The organism is Spirochaetota bacterium, from assembly GCA_038043445.1.
Classification (GTDB): domain Bacteria; phylum Spirochaetota; class Brachyspiria; order Brachyspirales; family JACRPF01; genus JBBTBY01.
Window position 1 is genome coordinate 21988 of sequence record JBBTBY010000045.1, and the last position, 22172, is coordinate 44159.

The 22172-nt window shown below is 56.1% G+C and carries 13 protein-coding genes; 6 read left to right on the top strand and 7 right to left on the bottom strand.

Annotated features, from left to right (window positions below; genetic code table 11):
- Positions 1 to 24: 24 nt before the first annotated feature.
- Positions 25 to 2259: a hypothetical protein gene (locus AABZ39_06820; protein MEK6794470.1), complete on the bottom strand. Its 2235-nt coding sequence runs from the start codon at positions 2257 to 2259 to the stop codon at positions 25 to 27.
- A gap of 19 nt (positions 2260 to 2278) precedes the next feature.
- The gene (locus AABZ39_06825; protein MEK6794471.1) at positions 2279 to 3175 is read right to left on the bottom strand and encodes a radical SAM protein; all 897 of its coding nucleotides are present in this window, start codon (positions 3173 to 3175) and stop codon (positions 2279 to 2281) included.
- Positions 3176 to 3354: 179 nt separating this feature from the next.
- On the opposite strand from AABZ39_06825, the gene AABZ39_06830 reads away from it, so the two are divergent.
- From AABZ39_06830 to AABZ39_06840, 3 genes are all read left to right on the top strand, one after another.
- Positions 3355 to 4659 (top strand): FAD-dependent oxidoreductase, encoded by a 1305-nt coding sequence (locus tag AABZ39_06830; GenBank protein MEK6794472.1) that lies wholly within the window; start codon positions 3355 to 3357, stop codon positions 4657 to 4659.
- A complete protein-coding gene (locus AABZ39_06835) occupies positions 4562 to 6229 on the top strand; it encodes an FAD-dependent oxidoreductase (protein MEK6794473.1) in 1668 nt (555 codons plus the stop codon). The genes AABZ39_06830 and AABZ39_06835 overlap by 98 nt, the downstream gene beginning before the upstream one ends.
- Before the next feature lie 109 nt (positions 6230 to 6338).
- Positions 6339 to 9806 (top strand): hypothetical protein, encoded by a 3468-nt coding sequence (locus AABZ39_06840; protein ID MEK6794474.1) that lies wholly within the window; start codon positions 6339 to 6341, stop codon positions 9804 to 9806.
- Between the two features lie 239 nt (positions 9807 to 10045).
- Here AABZ39_06840 and AABZ39_06845 read toward each other — a convergent pair whose 3' ends face one another.
- On the bottom strand, positions 10046 to 11653 hold the full coding sequence (locus AABZ39_06845) for a DUF4139 domain-containing protein (GenBank protein ID MEK6794475.1): 1608 nt from the start codon (positions 11651 to 11653) through the stop codon (positions 10046 to 10048).
- 75 nt (positions 11654 to 11728) lie between these two features.
- Complete coding sequence (locus AABZ39_06850; protein MEK6794476.1) at positions 11729 to 12616, bottom strand: AraC family transcriptional regulator; 888 nt, start codon at positions 12614 to 12616, stop codon at positions 11729 to 11731.
- A gap of 183 nt (positions 12617 to 12799) precedes the next feature.
- Between AABZ39_06850 and AABZ39_06855 the strand changes: the two genes are divergently transcribed.
- The 3 genes from AABZ39_06855 to AABZ39_06865 all read left to right on the top strand — a co-directional run bounded on the left by AABZ39_06855 (position 12800) and on the right by AABZ39_06865 (position 18984).
- Entirely contained in the window at positions 12800 to 15214 is a 2415-nt protein-coding gene (locus AABZ39_06855; GenBank protein ID MEK6794477.1) for an endo-1,3-alpha-glucanase family glycosylhydrolase, read from the top strand.
- Between the two features lie 100 nt (positions 15215 to 15314).
- The gene (locus AABZ39_06860; GenBank protein MEK6794478.1) at positions 15315 to 17048 is read left to right on the top strand and encodes a right-handed parallel beta-helix repeat-containing protein; all 1734 of its coding nucleotides are present in this window, start codon (positions 15315 to 15317) and stop codon (positions 17046 to 17048) included.
- Between the two features lie 244 nt (positions 17049 to 17292).
- Positions 17293 to 18984 carry a carbon starvation CstA family protein gene (locus AABZ39_06865; GenBank protein MEK6794479.1) on the top strand — a complete coding sequence of 564 codons (1692 nt, stop codon included), beginning with the start codon at positions 17293 to 17295 and terminating at the stop codon, positions 18982 to 18984.
- An 80-nt stretch (positions 18985 to 19064) separates the two neighbouring features.
- Here the strand turns inward: AABZ39_06865 and AABZ39_06870 are convergent, their stop codons facing one another.
- From AABZ39_06870 to AABZ39_06880, 3 genes are all read right to left on the bottom strand, one after another.
- Entirely contained in the window at positions 19065 to 20084 is a 1020-nt protein-coding gene (locus AABZ39_06870) for a sulfatase/phosphatase domain-containing protein (GenBank protein MEK6794480.1), read from the bottom strand.
- A gap of 6 nt (positions 20085 to 20090) precedes the next feature.
- A complete protein-coding gene (locus AABZ39_06875) occupies positions 20091 to 20447 on the bottom strand; it encodes a sulfatase-like hydrolase/transferase (GenBank protein ID MEK6794481.1) in 357 nt (118 codons plus the stop codon).
- Between the two features lie 129 nt (positions 20448 to 20576).
- A complete protein-coding gene (locus AABZ39_06880; GenBank protein MEK6794482.1) occupies positions 20577 to 21995 on the bottom strand; it encodes a radical SAM protein in 1419 nt (472 codons plus the stop codon).
- Between the last annotated feature and the right edge of the window lie 177 nt (positions 21996 to 22172).

The window sequence follows — 22172 nt, forward strand, 5'->3', positions numbered from 1 at the left end:
TGGCATTGTCGTCATTACGGTCGTTCAGCGCTGCGGGATATCGAATGCGTCCCCGACGGTCTGCATCTCTCCGCGGGCGGCGGCCTCAACAATGGGGCGATGCGAGCGATAAAGCCCGATGCGTTTGCCGTCCCGGTACACGTAGACGAACACCTCGGTATCCCAGAACGGTTTATCCAGAACGGTCACGGCAAGATCGGCGCTGTCTTTCGGGTACACGGCATCGGGCTTGTGGGGAGAGGGGTGATAGACGAACCACGAATTGAGCCCTGCGGGAAATTCCCGTTCAGCAATGAGCGCCTTATCGCAGAACCGTATCAGCACTTTGGCCGGTTCTTTCAACGCGACGGTGATGCCGATATAGTCCGTCGGGGGCGTCGTCGTAGCCCAGGCGAAAGCACCCATCGGTTCGCGCTTTATTTCTTTGGAGCGATAGAAGTCGGCCAGATCCGAGCTTATGGACCGCTGCCATCTCGTCTCGCCGCCGGCAGGCAGGAGCACCTTGCCGGCTACCTGCGGATGATGGAACAGGAGCAGTTTTTCGTTCTCTATCTTCGGCAGAGCACCCGTGTTAAGCCATGCGGCATAGAATTTATTGAGCTCATAGAACGCGAAGCCGTGATTGCTCTCCGGCATGAGCGCGGAATCCTCGGAAAGGTCGTTCCACGTCGGTATCATGACGACCGGTGCGTCGACAGCGATAGCCGTGCGCCAGTCGTCGATGAAGTTCACCATGCCGAGCTTCTCACGGACATTCGGAGTTGTCAATGGCGGACGGCTCTGGGTGAACGACGGCATGACGGGGTACCAGAATTCTTTGCCGGCAGCGTCAACGCAATCTTCGGCTTTTGCCCGTTCCTGTATCGCATGACCGTAATCGGCGTGGAACCAGTCGGTATACGCGTCGGCGCCGGCGAACCAGAGCGGATTTTTTTCCTTCAGGGTTGCCGGAGTGTAGAGGACAAGGAATACCGCGTCGCGTCCGCCGATCCTGTCGAAGAGCAGTTTCATCGCTTCCGGATAGGAGAAGAGTTTACCCCTGCCGTAGTCGGTCCACATCGTTACCAGCAGTTTCCCCCGGTATCGCCGCCACGACTTTTCATGCTGCTTGAGGATGAGCAATTCGTTGCCGATCTTTTCAAGCATGGGTGCGCTTTCCAGGTTCGCCCAGATATCCGGCGCTATCTTGAAGTCGCCGTCTTCAGCAGCGGCATTGAAGAGCGCATGTATCATGCTTGCCGCATAGCTCGCGGGCAGATGGCTGTTGCCGAGGAGGCAGCCGAACGTATTGACACCGCATGCCTTGGCCATGGCGATGTCCTGCCGTGCAGCCTCGAGCGGGCGCCTGGTGTTCACGAGATAGGCATCGATATGGGTCGCCATAGTGCCGTTCGGGAGCGTCGGCGGTTCTGAAAAATTCTGTGTCACCTGGGCATCGGTAGTGTCGATACCGCCGTTCAGCCCGGGAACATCACATCCGACGGACATGCATGGCATATAATGTGAAATTATCAATTTGTCGGTCTTCGCACGCGCAGCATTCCTCGCGCGTCTCTCGGAGATCTTTTTCAGCATATCCGTTCCCGATGGCAGCGTATCCTTTTGCTTCATGGCATCATCTCCGGTGATCTCTATGTTCCCGACGAGTATATCGGTGACAGGTCGTGCGCCGAAACCCGTTTGGATCTGCATCGTTGAGTACGTTCCCCCCGAAGAGAACGGACCCCAGCCGGAAAGCGCTATTTCCCGAGCGCTGCCGCCATGTTCGGTTATCGAAAGTGATGCTGCGTCTTCAGTGCCGCAGGGCGGGATACTGAGCGTGCAGTGATACCAGACACCGCGCGTGAACGTGCCGAGCGGCTTTTGATCGCCGCCGAAGGTGATGGTATCGTTGCCGGTGAACACAAGATAATCGTTCGTGCCGACTTGATCGAACAGGCGAAGGAGAAAAACGCCGTCCCCGCCGCGATATGTCGTTTCTTCTTGTATCCGCACATCGAAGGAAATGGCCATGCCCCCGCGGGCGGATATCTTCTTCATGACGTACGGTGCGTTGGCCGACCCCGCAGGGACACGCAGGTGCAGCACAGGGCCGATCTTTCCGAACGGCGAGCCCGTTGCCGCTTCGATGATGTTGTTCGCGTCACGTTTCCCTGCCGTCCATCCGATAAAACCGTCGATGAATTGGGCGTTCGCGAACGCTGTGCAGATCATCCCCGCTGCGATGATGCACGCGATACGTTTTTTTCTTCGATACATGCTTATGCCTCCACGATCTTCATCTGTTCGTTCTCGCATGATTTGCAGGTCCGGAAGTGCCGGCCATGTTCATCCCGTGCTCACGGAATATCGCTTCTGCTTGCGGTATCGAGAGCGTATCTCCCGATGCGGGGTGATAAGTTTTCCCGCACTGTTGCCATTTGACAGCCCCGTATTCATGATAGACGAGGAATTCGACCCGCGTGTTCGCCCCGAACATCGGTGCGAGCGATGCGAAACGCCGAATATCATCCATTGTGCTGTTAAAACCGGGAATGAGCGTGATGCGTACGATGAGTGAGACATCGTTTTCGGTAGCAGCGGCAATATTTGCACGGACCTGCCTCATCGATGTGCCGGTGACGGCAGATGCGACCGCATCGTCGTGATGTTTCATATCGATGATAAGCGTATCAATAAAGGGGAAGAGCTCCGGCAGACGAGCATGCGTGCCGTTCGTTTCCATTGCGGTATCGATATCCTGTGAATGGAGCGCTTTAAGGAAGGTGCGTGTGCCGTCGAACTGCATCGTCGGCTCACCGCCGGACAATGTCACGCCGCCGCCGCCGTGAAAAAGACTTTTCGCAGATAGAACTTCCTGAACCAGCGCATCGATACGGCAGGGGGATGCGCTCAGTCGTATGCCTTCGTTGCGATTCCTGGACACGCATTCTTTGCCCGTGCATCTTGCGCATAACGTTCTATCGAGCGTATCGGTAATGGCGCCGTGAGGGCATACGGCGGGGGTTAGTTTTGCCGCATTGACGATAAGCGTACCCGCTTCCATTCCCTCGGGGTTGGAGCACCAGGGGCAATGGAGATTGCACCCCTCGAGATGGTAGATCAGGCGATTGCCGGGGCCGTCCTCGCCGAAGTTCCAGCCCTTCTGGAATAGTGAGAGTGTCGCGCTGCTCATATGGTATTATATAGTAATACCAATTATGTAAAAGTCAAATCCACATCACGCTCGGTCTGCGGATAACAGCCGTTTTGTTCAACAGGCTGTTTTTTCGTGCATTTACTAACGATAAATACTTGCTATACTAAACGTATATGAGAAAAACAAGCAGAAGAGAATTTCTGAAGGCAGGCGGCATGTCGGCACTGGGCATAATCGCGGGAAGTTTTGCATCGAAACTTTTTGCTGAAACTGCACGGTCGAATGCCGGGGCGTACAAGTCGATGACCTTATCCGAACGGCCGTCCACCATACTTACAAGCGCTGATGTCGTAGTGCTCGGGGCAAGCCTTGCCGGTCTGGCTTTGGCGGTACTTGCAGCACGTATGAATAGGAAAGTGATGCTTATCGATGCCGGACCGGTGCTCGGTACCGAGATATCCGGTCAATGGGATATGCATGTGCCCGAGGGCTGGCTCGCCGATGAGCTTGCTGAGCTATGCCGTCCTCAGGGCGGTTATGCTGACGGGCGGTTCGATCCGTTCATTACCACACTGGCATGCGATCGGTTGGCGCAATCGGCAGGCGTTACTTCTCTGGTATGCGCACTGCCGATACGGCCGATCGCCGGTGCAGGCGGCATGCTCCACGGCGTGGAGATCGTCGGAAAAAGCGGCCGGCAGCTTATCGCTGCACCGCGTATCATCGATACGACCGCAGGAAATGTTTTCTCATACCGCGCATGCGGCCTCAATATACCGATTGCAACGGCGGTCACGAGGCGAATGTATTTGTATGGGATCTCTTGCAATGCGCCCAAGCGTATAAGCGTTTCGGGATCGCTTGGGGTTGCAGCGGACAGTATTGAGGTGCAGCCGACGCTTTGGCCCGATGAGGTCATCGTTTCATATTCGATGCAGACGAACAGTGCGATGAGCAGAATAGCCCTCGGCGCGATGTCATACCATGCCGGTTTCTTGATCATGCAGCATCTGCACAAAGAGCATTCTGAATTTGAAAAGTCTTTATTAGTGGATATCGCGCCGGAGATTAAAATAACATATCCTGCAGTCGAACCGGATGTTCTGCGGGTGATCGAGAATACTGGTGTCGTGCAGATCGATGCCGGTAAAGCGGTCACGGATAAGCAATGGGCAATGGATCATCTCAAGAATGTATTATCAAAAACGATACGGCCGTTTCCCGTGGGCACTGCAGTGACGATGACCGGTCATACTGTCACGAGTGAACTGAGCGCGGCAGTCGAGCAAGGTTTTTCGCGTACTGTTCTCCCGCCGGTACGTGCAGTGATACATGAGCATTCCGATGTTGTCGTAGCGGGATGCGGCTGCGGGGGCGCATTCGCGGCATTGGCTGCGGGGGGGGAAGGGGGTGCGTGTCACCATGCTCGATACTACCGGCATCCCCGGCGGAACCGGCACTGCGGGAAAGCTGCTCGGTTATTATCACGGCATCAATGCCGGTCTTCAGAAGGCCATTGATGTGAAGGTTAAAGATGCACAGTCAGTCACGGGGCCCGCAAACGGATTGCATCCCGTTGCAAAGACCGAGACGCTGTGGCGCGAACTGGAGAAAGTGAACGCACGGTTCGGAGAAGCAGAGCGGGTGTTCGGCGTAATAAAGAACGGCAACACCGTAACCCATGTACTTGCGGCCGCCGAGGACGGGTATCACGCCTACCCCTGTACAGTATCTGTCGACGCCACCGGAGACGGTGATCTCGCGGCGGCGGCTGGGGCGAACTATTCCATGGGAAGAGACAGCGACGGTTTTCCGCTTTTTTACGGCTATCTCCCGATACAAGCGGCAAAAGGGAAAATGAGCTATTATGTGAAGTTCACGAATAATGGATTGGGATATGTCGATCCGACCGATACGCTTGATTATTCCATAGCGCATTTCAGCGGGAGGGCATCGCTGTGGAGGGAGGGGCCGTTCACCGCGGAGAAACATTATTGCGCATTGGCATCTCTCCTCGGCATCCGGCAGGGACGATCTATCCACGGGCCGGTAGTGCTGACCGCGGAAGATTTCGCACAGGGACGGACGTGGCCGGATAAAGTATGCGCCATGTCCTCCAATTATGATCGCGCGGGATTTTTTGCTTTAGAGAACGACTGGATACAACGATGGGTGGTGATGTTCGGTTTATTCCCATTTGTCCGCACCGGTGAGATACCGTATCGGGCTCTCTATCCGGAAGGCGTGGAGGGGATGCTCCTCGCATGCCGTGCATTTTCCGTGGAGCATGACCTTGCCTCCCTCACACGCATGAGGCATGATATGCAGCAGCTCGGTGAAGTGAGCGGCTTGGCTGCTGCACTGGCCGTTCAGAGCGGCAGATCCCCTTCGTGTATCGATGTGGCAGCGCTGCAGGGTGAGCTTCGGGAACGGGGCGTATTGCCCGAGGAAGCACCCGAGAAAATCCTCGATGTGCCGACGGATGAGCTTTTGAAAAAACTTGGCGGGGAACAGAACGGCTTAGCGATGTGGAGATTGTCGCAGAAAAATGGCGACCCTGATTGGGAACGCTTCGCCAACGAGGAGGGCGATCAGCGTAAGCACTTCTGTGCGGGAGTAGCCGCAGCAATGCGGGGCGACACGCCGAATGTTCTTATGAAGGTCCTTGAGAAAGCCGTGGATGACCGCATTGATAGTCCGCGATTGGGTGACCGTTCGAGCGCGCTCTGTGTCGTGGCTGCACTCGCATTGGCTCATGCAAAGGGGACGGCTGCGTCGGCGCGTATCGCGGCGCTTCTTGCGGACGTTCCCCGAACACCGTATCTGAGGCAGCCGGAGATAACGCTCATCTATCGCGCGCTCGGGATAGCGGGCGGGCGCGATGCGGTCAAAGCGATACAAGGCCATCTCGCGTCCATGGATGCGCCCAAGACCAGCGATGATATGCAGGTTGTGTTTGCCGGAGTGAAAGAGCTGCAGGGCTTAGGCTGCTTCGATGAGTCGCATCGTTTGGAACCGCATCGACAGTCCGAATTCTTCCTGTTCAGGAAGGCTGCTTTGCGCCTGGATGCGGCAAGGAAAAAGCAGTAGGGATTCCGTGCGCGAAGCCGTTTTGTATAATGAGCTGTTTTTTCGTGCATTTACAATACGCATTGTTCAACTATAATAGAGGGGATCAAGAATACACAAGGATACCGATATGAAAACATGCCCGATCGTTCGCTGCATATCTTCCATCAGTCGGTTTTCTGCAGTTCCGCTGACCGTTGCTATTGCGGTCATATTGGCGCTATCCGCTGTTCCCGCGGAAGCACAAACCTATACCTACCCCTTCTCGTATGCGCGGCTTACGCTGTCGGGTATTGCGAGCGGGACTGAGCTTGTGCCCGGAGAGAGGTCCCTTGGGGGGGTAGCGAATTATCAGACATGGCAGCCTGCGGGCAAACAGCGCATGGGATTGGACGTGGAATTCCCGGCAGTTTCAAATACGTGGACGAAACTCTGGTTGTCGTTCAAAGCGGAGAACGACGGCATTGTCCGGCTCACGATAATGGGCCCCTATCTCAAGGAAAGCGGAAAGAACAGGAAAATACTGGTGTGCTATGACGATGTGGAGATCGATGGCATTGTCAACGGCGATCTTGAATCGGAAGCGGACGGACACCCGCGCGGTTGGTCGTACTATGCGGCGACCAAAGACGGGCCATATTATCTCCGTGAGCGCGGCGTTAATGGGAGCACGGCGATAATGACATGGCATGACTGCCCGTATTATCAGGACATATCGATGAAGAAGGGGGAGACCGTGACACTGAAACTGAAAGCGAGGCTTGCGGACGCACTTGATATCGCGATCGCCGATGGTTCAGCGACGACACTTGATCTTAAAGAACATGCCAATATGGGTTTTGCCGATGATGTCGCCGGTGACGGCAAGGGCGGCTGGAGCGATCAGGGACCGGAGAACGATCTCAGGTCATTCGATCCGACGCGCACCGAGTTCGGCGGTGTCCCGTTCCGTATCATCCGCCCGGAGCACAACGGTGGTCGTGCGGTAATGTCATTCATGTCATCGAACCTTTCAGCGCCGCTTGAAAAAGCGACGATTACGCTTGAAAAGCCCGCTCAGGCACGCTATCTCTATCTTCTTCATACGACGTGCTTCAATCAGACGAAAGGCGCTGTCGGCACCGTGTCCGTGCGGATGAGCGACGGGACGATAAAAGAACTCGAGATAAAGTCCTGGCGCGATGTCGGGGATTGGTGGGGGGCGGGGAATCTCGCCAACGGCTATGTCGCGTTCAGGCAGATGAACCGAAGTTCTACGGTCGGGCTCTATCTGTCAAAGTTCGATCTGGGGGAAAAAGCCGACGTGAGCGCGGTGCGGTTCAAAACGACGGCTGCCGCGGTGTGGATAGTCGTTGGGGCAACGCTCTCTACGGTCGATATACCGTTCCCGAAGGAAGGGACATGGAAAGTGACGGCCGGAGAGAAGTGGAAACCGATAGACATGTCGGAACTTCGAGTGGCCTCCGGAAGCGCACTGGATTTTTCCGGGCTTGTCGAAGCTGGTCCCGCCGGTAAATATGGAAAGGTGAGACCGCTACCCGGCGGCGATCTGGAATTCACCGGCAGACCGGGAAAGCCGGTGCGGTTCTTCGCGTTCCAGATATTGGTGAACCATCTTTTCGAGCCGCGCGGTTCGGGGCTTGAAGCCGCAACGGAAGAGGAGACGCGGGCGAACATAAAGGACTGGGCCGCATGCGTACGGCGTCAGGGGTACAATATGGTGCGCCTGCAGGCCGTCGATCTATACCTCATGGCGAAATCCAAAGTCGACGCGGAATTCAATCCGGTGAATCAGGGGAGATTCGATTATCTCGTCCATTGTTTGAAAGAGCAGGGTATATACGTCGGCGTCGATGCGGTGAGCTTTATGGGCTATAAAGCGGTCAGCTGGAACGAGGGATGGGCGAGTGCATACGGAAGGCGCTATCTCGTCGACGAAGATGCGCGCATGAACTGGAAGGATGGCGTTACCAAGATGATGACGCATGTGAACCCGCTTACCGGTACCACGCTCGCGAAAGACCCGCAGGTCGTGTATGTCACCTGCTTCAATGAACAGGACCTGTGGCTGTTCAAGGACCCGTCCTTCCTGCATGCGGAAATAAAGCCGCTTGCGGAAAAGCAATGGCGGCTATTCCTTGCAAAGCGGTATCAGGGAAGGAGCGGCGACCTGGAAAGGGTATGGGGATCGACCGATGCATCTTCGGTGCCTCTCTATACGCTCACACAGATGTCCGGCATGGGCGAACGCAACGAGGATATAGGGAGATTCGTGTTCCAACTCGAGGATGATATCACTGCGTGGTATCTCGATGAACTGAAAGCCCTCGGCTACGACGGGCTGACCGTGCAGTACGATGTCATAAGCCAGTATCTCCATCATGTCGTGCATAATCGGACCACCGCGGTGGCCAATCACGGGTATCATGGGCATCCGTCCGACGGGTCCAGTCCCGGATCGCGTACCACACAGGAGGGTACGGTGAGGGATTCGGGGCAGTATTTCCGGTCGCGTTCGGCGGCACGCTTTACCGATCGGCCGTTCTTCATCACGGAGTATGGTGCGCCGTATTGGCATCGCTATCGCCATGAAGAGGGATTGCTCTTCCCGTCCTATGCAGGACTGCAGGATATCCAGGCGATAACCGTTCATGCGCAGGCAGTCGTCACAAAGCTCACCATGATCATGAGCGATTTTTCGGTCGGCCGCGATCCGGTCAATCGTGCCAATCAGGTGCTTGCCGCGATGTTCTATGGCCGCGGCGATGTTGCGCCGTCGAAGCATCTTGTGGAATTGACCGCCGATGATGCGTGGGTGTTCGGCGGGGGCAATGTCTTTAAGAGCATAGACAGCGGATTGAGCCGCATCGCCCTCCTTTCCCGTTTCGGCCTCCGCTACGAAGGGCGTCCGGTCCCCGCAGGCATCCCGCCCGCACCGAAGGCCGAGATGACGATAAAGTCGTCGGGGGGCGGCGAGATAGTCGCAACGGAAATGACAGCAACGACGGTGGATTCCGGGAATTCGGACACCGCAGGACGAGCCATTGCCGAGATGAAGCGACGCGGCATTCTGCCCGCGGGGAATAAGACCGATCATGCGAAGAACATCTATCAAAGCGATACGGGCGAGATAATCCTCGATGCCGGCATCGACCGCATGTACGTTACGACCCCAAGGTCATGCGCACTTACGCTTCGCCCCGGTGCCTCTGCTGCAGCCGGTGCGATAGTTTCGGCACAGTCGTCGGTGGCGGCGGCCGTCGGCGTCGGTGCATTGGATGATGCGGTGATAGCCGACAGCAGGAGGCTTCTCCTTGTGTACAACACCGATGCGGTGAACAGCGGTCATGAAACATCGGATGACCGTGTGGTGCTGAAGAATATAGGCGTGCTTCCCGTTCTCGTGGAGACGGGCACGCTTACCGCGCGCATCGCGTGTAAAAACGCAGCAGCCATGAAATGTTACGCCATCGGTCTGGACGGTGCACGGCGCGAAGAGGTTGCCGTGACGGGAAAGGACGGCGTATTATCGGTGAACATCGATACAGCGAAGCTTAAGAAAGGGCCGGCACTCTATTTTGAATTGGCCGAAAAGTAGATGCGCTGAATGCCCGAATTTTACGTCGAAAGGGGTGGCGCCTTTTTTCGCCTTCCCGTACTGCTTCCCGCGTACCGGAGTGCCTGAAGAAAAACTCACCCCTATCCCCCGGCCCCTTTCCCCGCTAAGCAGGGAAAGGGGGAGCGATATTTTATTGTCTTCTGCCCCCTTTCCCCTTTTGAAGGGGAAAGGGTTGGGGATAGGGGTTATTATGGTGCGCTGTGAACAATACGATGAAATTATAAACCTTCGACGCGAAGCTCACGCGGATGCTCCACGGTGAACGAATGGACTATCTCCTGTTTCGCCTTCGGTGCGAGCGTGAATTCCCAGAGCGATACCCCTTTCCTGTCCATCCAATCCTTTGCCGTCGCTTCCGGAACCGCTTTCGATGTTTTTACTTTTATGCGATCGTCCTCGGATATCGGCAGTGGTTCGAACAGTTTTACGGTGATATCCTTTGACTTATAATTTTCCACGGTGATCTTGTACGTGAATGCCGACTTTTTCACCGGCGAAGGAATGACTGCGATAAGCGTGCGGTCGACCTTCTTCTCGATGATCTCCCGCTTCACTTTCACATTGTCGTCGATACCGAGATAGATATCGAATTCCTCTCCCGGGCCGACGGCGCTTAACTGCGAGATGCCGACGAACTCGCCGTCGAGGAAGATGTGCACTGCCCCGGGAAGGAGCTGCACGTTCGGCGCGTTCTCCACGCGGCTCCCGAGATAGGCGGAAGACACGGAGCGCGGATACGATGAATACTCGTATTTCGCCGCGAGATTCTGCGCGGTCACGGGGAGCTTATGATCGGTACCGTCGGACTTTACCGATGCGGGATGCATGAGCGTATAGACGATAGCGGTGCCGTGCTCGGCAGCATCGCTGTATTCTTCAGGCGCCGGGGGGGCGTCCATTGACGCCATCGGCATCACTTCTTCCTCTTCCATGCGGCTTTCCTTGTCGGCGAACGCCGCTTTCTGTACGATGCCGAATGAGCGTGCTTTTTTCGCCCTGGGCGGTTCATACTCCATGACATTGAGCGCCCACGGCGACACATACGGCATCGATCCGCCCACCGATGGCTTCGCAGTAGAAAGCGACATGGCGACATTGTCCCAGGCATCGCCCGTCGTCTGACGTACAATACCGTAGAGCGTAAGTTCGACATTGCTCTTCGCGAAATCGGCACGCGCATCGTATATCGGCTCCCATGAAGCGCCCGATACCAGATACGATACCGCGAGCGTGCAATCGACAGCGCTCTTCGCGGAAAGCGCTATCTCAATGGAGCGTTTCGTCGTGCCGCTGCCGCCTGATATCGAATCGAGCATCTCTCCACGTTCTGTAATGCTATGGTCTATCTCGCGTATGCGCTTGTGCGCGCGGAGCACAGCATCGCGATTCTCCTTCGTCTTCTCCGAAATGAAACGGTATACATCGGAAAGCTCGTTCATCGCGGGAATTTTTGTGGCAAGATCGCGCGGGATCTGCTGCTTCCCGAAGAGCTTCACCGATTCGATGAATGCCGCCTCTTCAGCCCGTACGGCAAGATCGCTCTCGACCGATCGCTTATCATCCGTGAGCGCTTCCATCTCGTCGGCAAGCCGTTTGCGTTCGGTATCGGCGGCGTGTGCGCTGTATTCGTGCCTGACCATGGCGCCCAGTATCTTCACGCCCTCACCGATGGCACATGAGCGCAGCGTGTTCTCGTCGATATCGGGAATGATGCCGGGGAGCGTCACGGTGACATCGCCCGCTGAAAGACGGACCGTTCCCTCGCGGCGAATGAGCGCGCTGTCGGGGTAAACGGTCACTGCGGTAATGGGGAATTGTACGTCCATGGGGGCCCTCCGTTGTTCATCGTTTCGTGAGAAGTATACCGCGCCGGGAATGAAATGGGAAGGGGGGCGCGGACGCTACACCTCTGTTGACCGTCTGAACTCGCGCGGTGTCATGCCGGTAAGCTTCTTGAACTGAGCGATGAACAGGTTTATCGAATGGAAGCCGGAGGCGTACGCGACATCCGATATCGATAACTTCGAAGTGCGAAGCGTGCGCTTTGCCTTCTCGATCCGCTGTCGTATCATGAACGCCTTGGGGCTTTCGCCGATCTCGTCCTTGAAGCGGTGGAGGAATCGTGAATATGACAGCCCGCTCGCCGATGCAAGACCGGTCAGTGACGGGCTCTCGTTCGATCGTCGTATCGCTGCCGCCGCTGCTTCGATGGCAGGCGTTGGCGTGCGTACCGAGGGATACCGTGATGCACGATGCGTTTCGAGGATGATGTCGGTCACGAGGGCGCGTATGCGAAACGATGTGTGTTCGTCCGTGCTCTCGCATGCGGATACAAGATGCTCGAAATGCTGTTTAAGCCGTACGCTCCCGGGGAACACCTTCGTGCCGACGGCGGATAGACAGGACCGGAGACACGCTCCGGTCTTCGCATCGTAATTGAGGAAAGCCGCCGGGCGCATAGCAATGATAAGATAGTAGGTGAGCCCGCGCTCCTTGACATACCCGCGAGATCCGTGAACGACATTCGGTGCAATGGTGTAAACCGTGTCGGGGTCGAAGTGATACTCCGTATCGCCGATATAATACCGCTGCCGGCCTTCCGCCTGGTAGTTGATCTCCACGGCATGCGAATGCATATGGTCGGGCACGCGCGGGCGTCCTTTCGGCTTCGTTATCCTATCCCGATGTATGCCGAATTGCACGATGCTGTTCACGCCGTACGTATCCTTGAAGTTCCTGAACAGGATGAGCTTTTCATCCGTGGTAATGCGGCGGATGGTGTTTTCCATTGCCCTATTCTACAGGGGATGCGGTGATTATCAATCGCTTTGCCCGGCCATATCCAGTGATACATCGCCTCAACAATGAACGCGCGGCCGTAAATCACGCAATTCTGCCGCAGCACAATCGCGGTAGACTGATATCCATTTCCGTACTATACTGATGTCTATCATGTATTCGAGGATGCCCGCATGAACCATATACGCATCGCTGTCATAACCTTCCTTGCAGCGGCGATACTTTTCGGCGCAGAGGATGGACTTTCCGCATACTGGAGCTTCAATGAAGAAAAGGGCACGGCAGCCGCCGACTCCGCGGGCGGTTTTCACGGCACTACGGCCGGGCCTGTCATGTGGAAATCCGGCAAGGTCGGGAACGCTGCGATATTCAACGGTGTGAATACGAGCGTATCGGCATTTCCCGATATACGGTTCCTGAGCCAGGGGTATGAGGAGAAACCATTCTCGATATGCGCGTGGGTAAAACCCGACGGCGAGCAAAGCGGGACTGAGCGCGTCATCGTAGGAAAACCGGGATTTCATGCGGGACTTATGGCCAATACAGCGAACGGTCAGAATACCTTCAGCTTCGTGATATGGACGCCGAAAGGCGGCGAGGGCATGCTTAAAGTGAGCACGCCGCCGCTTGCCTTCGATACATGGTATCACGTATCGGCGGTGTATGAGAAGAGAGTGCTTACTATCTATATAAATGGAAAGGAATCCGCATCAGGACGATTTGAGAACGAGATGCGCAAATACCCGAATATGATAGCCATCGGCGGTATAGGGAAATTCACGTTCAAGGGAATGATCGATGAAGTGTCTCTCTTCTCTCTCGCCCTTACTGAAGCGGACATTGCACGGATAATGGCTAAGACCGATATCGCCGATGTCTCCTCGGCACCCGCACCACGGGTGAGGAAGATCTCGTTCGCGAAGGACAGGCCGGAACTTGCCGCGGTGCTTTTCACCGATAAGCCGGTACTCGCCCATTACATGACGAGCATCAACCCCTCCGGAGAGGCGAAATGGCTGTTGGACCCCGCGCAGTATCGTCCCGACGGACCGACGGGTTCCATTGGCGGCGCGGCGCGGTACCGCGTTCTTTCTGGATATTACTACAGCAATCGTTCGCTTGAGGATATCATCGAGTATGAGATACGTACGGCGAAGCGCCTGGGTATCGACGGTTTTCATTTCTACTATCAGAGCTTTGAGTCCGGCGCCGGCGGCGAGGTGCAGGCAGGGATCAATAATGACATGATACGCACGTTCTTCAAAGTGCTCGATGAGAAGAACATTGATTTCAAACTTACGCTTTGTCTCTCGCATCCGAATCAGCCGGAGACGTCCGAACAGAAGATAATTGCCTGGTCGCGGCGGATACGATCGCTCCTGAAGGGAACTGCCAATTCAAGACATTGGCTGCGCGCGCCGGACGGACGGATAATATTCCTGACCTGGTCCACGGAGGGCCTTGCCGACGGCGTGAAAAATACCGCCGATATACTTCGGCAGCCGAACGTCGAGGAGAACATGAAGGCGCTTGCGGAGGCGTACGAAAGCCTCGCCGATGCGATGGGGATCAAAGCAGCCTTCGTGTATCATATGTCGGCGAGCGAGCATGTGCGCGTCGCATCGAAAGGGAAGGACATCGGGGATGTCGATGCGTTCTATAAACGATATGTGAACGCGGTGTTCGATTATTTCCCCGCGGCCACCGGTTTCGCCGACATGGTTTTTCCTGAGGAGGATGCTGACTGGGATTATGTCATCAGCACGGCGAAAAAGCGCGGACGCTTCTACGGACAGGCGGTGCTCACCGATTTCTATGATTCAAAGGTGTTCTCGAAGAAGACGAAGCAGATGTATCATTTTGAGCGCGATATACAGAAGATAACGCCGGCCGACGTCATGACGTACTATCTTCCCATTCCCGGCGCCACGATGTTCCGCACGCTTCTTGATCGTGCCGTGACAAACGACGTATCGTTCATGAGCTATGTGACATGGAACGATTATCCCGAAGGGCATCATCTCGCACCTGAGATCAATCATAATTTCGCGTACTCGATTTTGCTTCAGTATTACAAGAATATCTGGCGGAAAAAACCGCAGACGGTCACAGGCGATGTCGCCTTCGCGTTCTACCGGAAGTATCCGTCGACCGCGGTGCCGTCGCATTTCAATATCGATATCGAAGTGCCGTACTGGCATATCAACAACGCGGTGCGCGATCAGCTTGTTCCCGCGCAGGACATCATCGATGTTGCGGCGATACTGGCGGCGCCTGCTGAAGTGTGGGTGAACGGAAGAAAACGCATGGATGCAGCCGCGGGATTGTCGAGCGTGCAGATACCGATGGAAATAGGCGCTGTACGTGTTGAGATACGCCGCGGCGGAAAAACGGTCGTCGACTTGAAACCGCCGGAATGGATAACGGATAAGCCGTATCGGACCGATCGTTTCAATTTCGGGTATTCGAGCCGGTGCGAGGCCATGTACAAGGAATTGTTCGGTGAGAAGCCGCCGTTCGTATCGGACGAATATGCCGAGACGGACGGCGTGCCGAATTGGAAGACGAGATATACGTTGAAGAAATAACCCCTATTCCCCCGGCCCCTTTCCCCATAGCGGCTTTGCCGCCGGGCTGCGCCATAGGCGCACGCCTTGATAAAGGAGAAAGGGGAGAAGGAGTGCACACATGTATCGAAAATTACTCGTACTTGTTCTGATCGCGGCTTCAGCATTCGCAGCGGTAAAGCCGATCGCTGATTTCGGCGGAAAAGCCGACGGCACATTCGATAATGGGCCTGCGCTCCAGAAAGCATTCACATACGCGGCGTCGCATCCGGGTACGACGCTCTCACTCGGCGGAGTATGCCGCATAGCGACCCCGCAGTCGAACAACGCCAAATGGCAGTACGCGGCGGGCGGCGAGTACGTAACGAACCTTACTATCGAGGACGGCGAGATCATTCTCGGCGGTGCATTCGCCGCATTAACCTTCGACCACAGCCCGGGGCTGATGCTCCGCAATGTCGCTTTCGATTACGACCCGCCGATACTATCGCAGGGCTCCGTTGTCGCAACGAGCCAGGGCGAACGGTCGATAACCTGCGTGCCCGATCCGGGTTATCCCCTGCCGACGGGGAGCGGTTTTAACGACCGCGACGGGAATTGGCTTACCGTGCATAAACCCGATGGGGAGTACGCGTTCTTTTTCGTCGGTTTTATCCAATCGTCGTCTATGATCGGCGATAAGGCGCGTCTTGTCTATGATCGCCCGGATATGGCGGCGGCGATAGAAGGGATAGAGGGGCTTCGCTATGTCCGTGTCCGCCGCGCCCTCGGACACCTCAATGTATTCAACTTCTGCGATAGGCTTACGCTCGAACGAGTAAGTGTTTTCAGCGCGAGCGCGTTCGCTTCTATCTTCATGTTCTGTAACGATGTAACGCTCGTCAGTAACCGCATCTGCCCGCGGCCCGCGAGCGGCCGCATCGTGGCGACCTGCGCGGACGGTTTTCATTTCATCGGCGCACGGCGCGGTCCTCGCATCGAGAATAATTATTTCGATCATCTGCAGGATGACAATATCGTCATTTCGCTTCGCGGCAATAAAGTGAAGTCGTTCGAAGGGAATACGCTCGATCTGCACGCCGGTTCGGTCACGTGGTATGAGAAAGGCGATACGATAGAGGTCGTTGAGGTCGCCGAGAGCAGAAAGAGCACATACACCATCGTCGCTATGGAGCCGTATCGATGGCCGTGGCAGCCGCCGCGGATAACGCTCGATCGCCCGCTTGCGGGGAATGTCGTTCCGTTCGATACGAACGATACGCGGCTGCCGACACTTGTGTTCAATAAAAGCTGGCGGCTCGACGGGACGCTCATCCGCAATAATCGCTTCCAGAACACGCGGCGATATGCGGTGTTCATGGGCGCGGGCGGTGTACGCATCGAGGATAATGTCATGTCCAACCATACGAGCGCTGCGATACTCTGCTCGTACATCGAGAACGTGAAGAATAAGCGCAATGAGCTTAACTACTACTTTTCAAGTGATATCAGCATCGCACGGAACACGATAGTGAATTCGCTTAATTATGGCGAGGGCGGCAGGAAGTATGCCGGTCGTCCCGCGGGCGCCATCGATATCTACGACTTCGATCGTGATGCCGTCGGCCTCGGAGACCTCACGCTTGTGCACAACCTCGTCATCCGTGATAATCGTATCGTCAACTCCGGCGCACTTGGCATACATGTCGCCAATGCGTCGAATGTGACGGTGAGCGGGAATATGATAATCGATCCGAATCGGCTGAGCTTGACGAACCGATACGGCATATGGGCGGAGCATTCTTCTGCGGTGAACGTGTCCGGGAATTCCGTTGAAGGAGGTTCGCTCGATATGCCGGTGAAGATCGATCCATAGCCGGCCAATGACTGACGTTTCATTGTCGGTATAGCGCACGGGGTATTGACCCCGTGTATAACAGCTTAAATATAACAAACACGGGGTTAAAACCCCGTGCTCTTTGGCATGACGGCATGTGATGCCGACAATTGAAAGTCGCACACCCGGCCGCTGCGGGGTTGACAGCGTACGGAAAAAACAATACAGTAGGCGCGCGTGCGATGACATCCATCGTACGCAGCCATTATGAAAGGAGCGCCGTATGATTGCCGTCGTCGTCATCTCATCGATAATCGTTCTCGCCGCGGGATATATTTTCTACGGGAAATTCGTTGCGAATATCTTCGCCCTCGATAATATGCGGAAAACCCCCGCGGTTGAGATGAACGACGGCATGGATTATGTGCCCGCGAAACCGTCGCTCCTCTTAAGTCAGCATTTTTCGGCCATATCGGCGGCAGGTCCCATCGTCGGCCCCATACTCGCCGGCATCTGGTTCGGCTGGCTCCCCGCACTCCTATGGATAGTCATCGGTTCCATATTCATCGGCGGTGTCCACGATATGGGTTCACTCGTCGCATCGATACGCAATAAGGCGTCGTCCATCGGCGAGATCGTCAAGTCGAACATGTCGCGCCGCGCGCAGATACTCTTTCTGATTTTCGTATGGTTCGCCCTCGTGTACGTTATCATCGCATTCGCCGATATCACCGCGCAGTCGTTCCGCTCCGTCGCAAGCGGCGATGCGTATGGGCCGGGCGTGGCTGCAAGTTCAGCCGTATATCTCGCGCTTGGGCTGCTCATGGGTGTCCTTATGCGTAAAACAAAGCTGCCCCTTGCGCTCCTTACTGCCGTGTTCGTGCCGCTCGTGATCGGTGCGATATTCGCGAGTACGAAGCTCCCGCCGGAATTCGGCGCATTCGTCATGCAGATGCCGCATAAGGGCTGGGTGCTCGTGCTCCTCGCATACTGCTTCATCGCGTCGCTATTGCCGATGTGGCTTCTTCTTCAGCCGCGCGGCTATCTCGGCGGATGGTTCCTTTACCTCGTCATGGGTATCGCCCTCATCGGCGCGGTGCTCATGGGCGGAGCGATCCAGTATCCGATGATCAACCTGAAAGGCTTAGCGGGTATTGAGTCGGGAAAGCTCGTGTTCCCGTTCCTCTTTATCACCGTCGCCTGCGGCGCCTGCTCGGGTTTTCACAGCATCGTGAGCTCGGGAACAACATCGAAGCAGATAGAGAAGGAATCCGACACCCGTGTCGTCGGGTACGGCGCGATGATACTTGAAGGTGTGGTCGCCGTGCTTGCGCTTGCCACCGTCATGATGCTCGCCAAAGGTGATGCGGCGCTCAAGAGCGACCCCAATATGATATTCGCCAACGGCATAGCGAAATATCTATCCGCCGTAGGTATCGATGCACAGTTCGCGCTGTCATTCGCGCTCGTCGCCTTCGCCACCTTCGTGTACGATACGCTCGATGTGACGACGCGCCTTGCACGCTATATCTTCCAGGAGATATTCGGTTTAAATTCGCTTGCCGGCGGTATGCTCGCGACCGCTGCAACGCTCTCGCTCCCCGCGCTTTTCCTCATGCTCGCCGGTGAAAAGGGATATCTCGTCGCCTGGCCGATATTCGGCACGAGCAATCAGCTCCTTGCGGCGCTCACGCTCCTTGCGATATCCGTGTGGCTCGTGCGTACGAAGAGGAACGCCCTCATCGCGATAATCCCCATGCTCTTCATGCTTGCATTCACGCTCTGGTCGCTTGTGAGCATGCTCATATCGTTCATCTCGTCGATACCGGCGATATCCGCGGGGACATATCCGAAACCGGCTGCGGTGCCGACGCTCATCATAGGAGGTGTCTGCGGGATAGTGCTCCTCGCGCTTTCATTCCTGCTGCTCATCGAGGCGTATCGGTCGATACGGTGGACTCGAAAGAAAGCATAAGAAATATCGAACCACAGAGATCACAGAGAAGAAATTTGTTTTCGTTACTCTCTGTGTTTCTCGGTGTCCTTCGTGGTTTTTCAGATTTTTGTATTATCTTCAAGCGATGATCTCGTCCATTCATTGAGCACCACGTCATTCGTCTCCAGCATCCACGCAACGAGACGCTTTCTCATTCGCGATAATACCGCTTTGCAGGCAGTATCTGTCGCGCGATTGGTCAGTTCGGCGGGATCGTCCGTCATGTGATAGAGCTCATCCTCAGCGGACGCGTTCCAGACATATTTCCATTCTCTGTTGCGTACCATGCGTTGCGTGAACGATGAGAATTGGCCGCCGTGCCATGCACTGAAAATGTCCTCTCGCGGTTTCGCATCCGCGCCGTTCACAATGTCAAATAAATTCTTACCGGCGAATGTCGACGGCGGCGTTATTCCGGCGGCGGAGCATATCGTCGATGCAATATCGATGGCGTGGCTTACAAAGGCGTCGCATGTTTTTCCTGCAGGCAGTTCGCCGGGATAACGCATCATCATCGGTACGCGCGTAACGTCGTCGTACATGATGAAATGTTTATCTATCATGCCGTGCGCACCGCACATATCGCCGTGATCGGTGGAGTATATGACGAGCGTGTTGTCCGCGAGCTTGAGCTCGTCGAGAAGCGCGAGTATTCTGCCGATCTCATGGTCGAGCAGGGTTATCTCCCCGAGATAGCGGCCCACTATCGGTGCCCACTGCTCCCACTTCCAATCGTCCACTTTCCAGGTGCGGCGCTGCTGTGCCTGAATATACGGCTTGCCGGCAAGCGCATCGCCGAAGCTCGGCCACGGCGGTATTGACTTCGGCGGGTACATCGATGCGAACGGTTCCGGCACGACATTGGGCAGATGCGGCTCGCTCGGATCCCATCGCACGAGGAACGGCTTTTTCTCAGCATTATACTTTTTAATAAGATCGATGCTGGCCGATGCGCCCCATGCTATCCGTGACTGTTCCGGCTTTATCGCGGCATCAGTTTCACCGAACCATCGATTCGCCCGCGGTTTATCGGGAAGCCCCTGCGCCTTGCGCCATGCGCCGTATGCGTGCTCGGGGATGTAGTCTCAAAATCCATAGTCGAGCGGCGTTCCGGGGAACTCCTGATGATATTTCCCGACATAGCCGAGATCGTACCCATTGGTGTTCAAAAGATGCGAGAACGTCGTGAACTTCGTGTCGGCGGGCGCATAGGTCTCGGTATTCGGTATGCTCAGGCATCCATGCTGCGTCGTCCATGCCCCGCACAGGATGCTCGCCCGTTCCGGTGAGCATATCGGGGATGGTGTATACGCTTGGGTGAAATTCACGCCCTCGCGGGCGAGCCTGTCAAGATTCGGCGTCTTGAGGAACGGGTGGCCGTTCGCCCCGACGCAGTCGAAGCGGTGCTGATCGGAGTGGATGAGGATGATGTTCGGGCGCATGCTGTCTCCATGGGATGTTGCGGTATCGTACGGAAAAGAACGGGTGCCGGCATAGCGATAGTATATGCGAACGATGCGTGGCGGTCAATTACGGAACGGGCTTCCGGTCGCCGGAATGACCCGGATGTATCACCAGGAATGGCGCGATGCGAACAGTCTTCCGCGGATCGCACCGAACACATAACGGAAATTGTTCATGAAGAGCGGCAGCCACAGCGAGGGGTGATATCGCCAGAAACGGCTTCTCAGTATATGGAGCGGATCGAAATAGAGCTTTATCCCTTCGATGAGCATGGCACGTGTCAGCGCTTCGTTCGTCAGATGATGCGTGCGCACGTTCGCCATGAACCCATTATAGCGGCTGAAGTCGTTCTTGTTCGTGATAAGCCCCTCGCGCATAAGGTCATCGCGCGTCCTGGTCTTGGGATACGGAGTAAGGCACTGCATGATGGGGTGATCAACACCGGTTGTACGGGCGCTTTGGAACGCGCGGGTGATATCGCTCCGCGTATCATCGGGATTGCCGACGATGAAGCCGCCGAACACGCCGATGCCGTTCTTCCTGAGACGCGACACCGCCTCCCGTGCATCGCCGGGGGCCGACGGTTTACCGAGCGAGCGGAGGTTTTTTGCCGTATCGCTTTCGATGCCGAGGAACACCCATCGGAAACCGGCTTGTGCGAGGAGCGGCGGCAGCGTTTCATCGGCAAGTATCCCGCGGACGCTCGCTTGCGTGATGTAGGTCAGCGTGTCAAGGCCTTCGGCGATGATGGCGCGGCAGAGCGCGATACAATGCGCGGTGTTGAGCGTGATGTTGTCATCGACAAAGAACACGCCCTTAACGCCGCTGTGCCTGAGCTCTGCAAGGTCGGCGATGATGCGCGGTATCGGGAAGTGACGGATCGATCGGCCGTACATCTCCGTTATACTGCAGAAGCGGCAGCCCATGGTGCAGCCGCGCGATGTCTCCGCACAGTCGAATCGCATCCCGAGGAATCGCGAGCGGTCTATGAGGCGGGCAATGCGGCGCGGCAATGCGATCTTCGACAGCGCGAGCGGCGGTGCCGGAGGATTGCTGCGGATGACGCCCGTATGCCGGTAGGTCAGCCCCGGGATGCGTGAAAATCCGCGCCCGGAGCCGATGGCGTCGACTAATGCCGGGAACGCGCGTTCGCCTTCGCCGCGGACGATATGGTCAAAAAGTTTCCCCTCCGTACTTTCCGCGATCTCATCATGCATGAGCGTCGCGTGATAACCGCCGAGCACGATGGACGCGCGTGGAGCCGTTTCACGGATGATGCGTGCCACACGGCAGGCGCTTGCGTATTGAAAGCTCATCGCGCTCAAACCGACGATATCGGGCTTTTCGCGGATGGCGATCGATCGTACGCGGGCGGAGATATCACGGCGATAGAACGCAAGATCGATCATGGATACATCGTGACCGGTGACGCTGCCGGCGATCGATGCGAGACCGAGGTTGGGGAGCGCGGTGACAGCATCAAGAGCGCTCACCGTGTCGGGCATGGCGAATAAGAGTATGCGCATAGGTCATTCCTTCCATGGTACTATACAATTTCTAATGTTTCTGGTCAATGCAGGATGCCCGTGCTGTTCCGCTGTCTCAGCACTCGTACATTCGATAACGATATCGGCTTTACACGAGCGGCATTTACTGCTATAATGCCGCCATGAAAAGGCGGGGAAATGCGTATTTTCACAAGG

Excerpts from the sequence above, each read along its gene's own strand:
- AABZ39_06820 (MEK6794470.1), bottom strand. The coding sequence starts at position 2,259 with ATGTATCGAAGAAAAAAACGTATCGCGTGCATCATCGCAGCGGGGATG.
- AABZ39_06825 (MEK6794471.1), bottom strand. The coding sequence starts at position 3,175 with ATGAGCAGCGCGACACTCTCACTATTCCAGAAGGGCTGGAACTTCGGC.
- AABZ39_06830 (MEK6794472.1), top strand. The coding sequence starts at position 3,355 with ATGTCGGCACTGGGCATAATCGCGGGAAGTTTTGCATCGAAACTTTTT.
- AABZ39_06835 (MEK6794473.1), top strand. The coding sequence starts at position 4,562 with ATGCTCGATACTACCGGCATCCCCGGCGGAACCGGCACTGCGGGAAAG.
- AABZ39_06840 (MEK6794474.1), top strand. The coding sequence starts at position 6,339 with ATGAAAACATGCCCGATCGTTCGCTGCATATCTTCCATCAGTCGGTTT.
- AABZ39_06845 (MEK6794475.1), bottom strand. The coding sequence starts at position 11,653 with ATGGACGTACAATTCCCCATTACCGCAGTGACCGTTTACCCCGACAGC.
- AABZ39_06850 (MEK6794476.1), bottom strand. The coding sequence starts at position 12,616 with ATGGAAAACACCATCCGCCGCATTACCACGGATGAAAAGCTCATCCTG.
- AABZ39_06855 (MEK6794477.1), top strand. The coding sequence starts at position 12,800 with ATGAACCATATACGCATCGCTGTCATAACCTTCCTTGCAGCGGCGATA.
- AABZ39_06860 (MEK6794478.1), top strand. The coding sequence starts at position 15,315 with ATGTATCGAAAATTACTCGTACTTGTTCTGATCGCGGCTTCAGCATTC.
- AABZ39_06865 (MEK6794479.1), top strand. The coding sequence starts at position 17,293 with ATGATTGCCGTCGTCGTCATCTCATCGATAATCGTTCTCGCCGCGGGA.
- AABZ39_06875 (MEK6794481.1), bottom strand. The coding sequence starts at position 20,447 with ATGCGCCCGAACATCATCCTCATCCACTCCGATCAGCACCGCTTCGAC.
- AABZ39_06880 (MEK6794482.1), bottom strand. The coding sequence starts at position 21,995 with ATGCGCATACTCTTATTCGCCATGCCCGACACGGTGAGCGCTCTTGAT.